Source organism: Noviherbaspirillum sp., assembly GCF_035944575.1.
Lineage (GTDB): Bacteria > Pseudomonadota > Gammaproteobacteria > Burkholderiales > Burkholderiaceae_D > Noviherbaspirillum.
In genome coordinates this window covers 1-2508 of the sequence record NZ_DASZBA010000267.1, presented here as the reverse complement: position 1 = coordinate 2508, position 2508 = coordinate 1, and the positions used below count along the sequence as shown (strand labels likewise).

Sequence of the window (2508 nt, the reverse complement as noted above, 5' to 3'; positions counted from 1 at the left end):
AACCGCCACTCACACCACACTCCGCACCCGCTCCGTCACCACACCCTTCAACTCCGAACACTTCCCCTCCGGCACGGTAAGCCGCTTCCAGCTCCTGCGCAGGTACGTGCCATCAGGATGCGGGCCCATCTCGAACCCCATCCCAAGCAGCAGCGCGCGCATCGCTTCATTCTCCGACAGCACATCGCCGTCCATCCGCTGCACCCCGGCCGCACGGGCAACGCAGCTCAGGTTCTGCAGCAGCCGGCGTGCAATGCCGGCACGCTGCCATGCATCGTCGACCACGACCGCGTATTCCGCGATTTCCGGCGCCGCAACGACCACATACTGCGCCATGCCGACGGCCTGTTCCTCGCCGTCCCGCAATACCACCGCCAGCAGCGTGATTGCCCGCATCGGATCGGCCTGGGTGAAGCGCTCCAGCATCTCGGGCGGCAGTTCATGGGCGGGATAGAAAAAGCGCTGATACCGGCTTCGCAGCGACAGGCCGCGAACCAGGGCTTGCAACAGCGGCGCATCGGCGGCCCGTGCCACCCGGATGCGGATGGCGGTGCCGTCGCGCAACCGCCAGGTGTCGTGCAATTCCCGCGTCGGCAGCAGCGATTTCAGCAGCGGCTGCAGCGACTGGCTCCATTTGACGAGCGACGGAGAAAGGTCGGCCATGACATCCTCCGTATCACGCAAACAATGTGCGGGCGGCGGCCAGCACCGGTTGCAATTGCCGTCCGAACGGGCGCTGTGACGGCGCGGCGTCGATACGGATGGCGGCCTGGTCGAGCGGCGTCAGCAGGGTGTCGCTCGGCCGATCGATGACGAAGCTTTGGCCGGCTTTCAGTACGATGTCCCGGATATCGCCGTCCTGGGTGATCCAGACGGTGCCGTCGATCGCATGCACGGTTGATCCGATCGCGCCACGCAATTGCAGGTGCTGGTCGGCGCGCAGGCGGACGATGTTTCCCCTCGCGGCCGAGGGCAGGCTTTCTCTGCGTACCGGCCTGGATTGCAGGCGGTCAGTAAATAACATGGTGGCATTCATGATCAGCTCCTTTGGTATCGAACCGGGAATTAAGGGATCGTGTCCCCATGCAGCACATTATGGTTGGTTCCATGAGCTTTACAATCCGGCAAAATGGAATAAGATTGTTCTCACCAGAGAACAATGGAGGCGATCATGGAGCGGCTGGAGGAAATGATGACGTTTGCGAAGGTGGTGGAGACGAAAAGCTTTTCCGCCACTGCCCAGGCGCTGGGGACGTCGAAGTCGCTGGTCAGCAAGCAGATCAGCAGCCTGGAAAGCGCGCTGGGCGTGCGCTTGCTGAATCGCACCACGCGCCGCATGAGCCTGACCGAAATCGGCGCCGCCTATTACGAGCATTGCGCCCGCATCGCGCAGGAAATTGACGCCGCCGCCGAAACCGTGACCCAGTTGCAGGCCGAACCGCGCGGTGTGTTGCGGTTGACTTCGCCGGTGATCTTCGCGTCGCTGCACCTGGCACCGGCGATGCAATCCTTCCTCAAGCGCTATGAAAACGTCGAAATCGAGTTGAATGCGAACGACCGGATCGTGGATATCGTCGAGGAGGGCTACGACCTGGCGATCCGGATCACCGACCATCCGGCACAGACCATGGTGGCGCGCGTCATCGCGCCGGTGCGCTGGGTGACCTGCGCCGCCCCGGCCTATTTGGAGCGCTACGGCATTCCGCAAACGCCGCAGGATCTGCTGCAGCACCGCTGCCTGGTTTACCAGGGCATACCGGCATTGCGCAGCGGGTGGCACTACCGCATCGGCAACAAGGAAGTGTCGCTAGCCGTCACCGGCAATTGCCGTGTCAACAATTCCGAGGTGCTGCTGCACATGGCGCTCGACGGCATGGGGATCATCATGTTTCCCACCTACATTCTTGGACCGCACCTGAAGAGCGGCAGGCTGCAGGCAATACTGCCGGACAGCATCGCCAACCCTGACATGTCGCTGTATGCCACCTACCTCCCGAACCGGTATATGCAACCCAAGGTGCGGGCATTCATCGACCATCTGATGGAGCACTTCGGCCCGCAGCCGCACTGGGATGATTTTTAAGAAGGTACGTGCAACAACGGTTGTGCAATGCCGTGCAAAAGCGCTACGCAATGATGCGTTCGCCCTCCGCCGGATGATCGCTCAACCCGATCTCTGCCCGGATCAGCCCGGTCTGCATCCGTTCTTCCACCCGTTTGCGGTTGACCGATTCGGTGGCACGGGTGTTTTCGCGGTGCCAGAGATGGAAAACCTCGGTCGAGAACGCGCCGCCCTTGCGCCGCACGCCGTGGCGCGCGAGGCGCATTACCAGGTCGGCATCTTCATGACCCCAGCCGACGAAGCTCTCGTCGAAGCCGTTGACGGCGGCATAGTCGCTGCGCCAGATCGCGAGGTTGCAGCTCTTGATCCTGTTCCATTTGACGGAGCGGTAATGGCGCAGGCGGCTGTCGGGGAACGAGAGCAGGGGGATGGCCTTGTTCGCGTGG

General features: G+C 62.5%; 4 protein-coding genes. 1 reads left to right on the top strand and 3 read right to left on the bottom strand.

Features of this window, described 5'->3' with window-relative positions; translation table 11 throughout:
- Positions 1–9: 9 nt before the first annotated feature.
- Both VGU61_RS22175 and VGU61_RS22170 read right to left on the bottom strand, forming a co-directional pair.
- The gene (locus tag VGU61_RS22175; RefSeq protein ID WP_326861491.1) at positions 10–663 is read right to left on the bottom strand and encodes a GNAT family N-acetyltransferase; all 654 of its coding nucleotides are present in this window, start codon (positions 661–663) and stop codon (positions 10–12) included.
- Positions 664–676: 13 nt separating this feature from the next.
- Positions 677–1036, bottom strand: coding sequence for a DUF2917 domain-containing protein (locus VGU61_RS22170; RefSeq protein ID WP_326861490.1), 360 nt, complete (start codon positions 1034–1036; stop codon positions 677–679).
- A 123-nt stretch (positions 1037–1159) separates the two neighbouring features.
- On the opposite strand from VGU61_RS22170, the gene VGU61_RS22165 reads away from it, so the two are divergent.
- The gene (locus tag VGU61_RS22165; protein ID WP_326861489.1) at positions 1160–2083 is read left to right on the top strand and encodes a LysR family transcriptional regulator; all 924 of its coding nucleotides are present in this window, start codon (positions 1160–1162) and stop codon (positions 2081–2083) included.
- Positions 2084–2126: 43 nt separating this feature from the next.
- On the opposite strand, the gene VGU61_RS22160 is transcribed toward VGU61_RS22165, so the two are convergent.
- Positions 2127–2508 (bottom strand): galactosyltransferase-related protein (locus tag VGU61_RS22160; protein WP_326861488.1); only part of this gene is annotated, 382 nt, incomplete at its 5' end.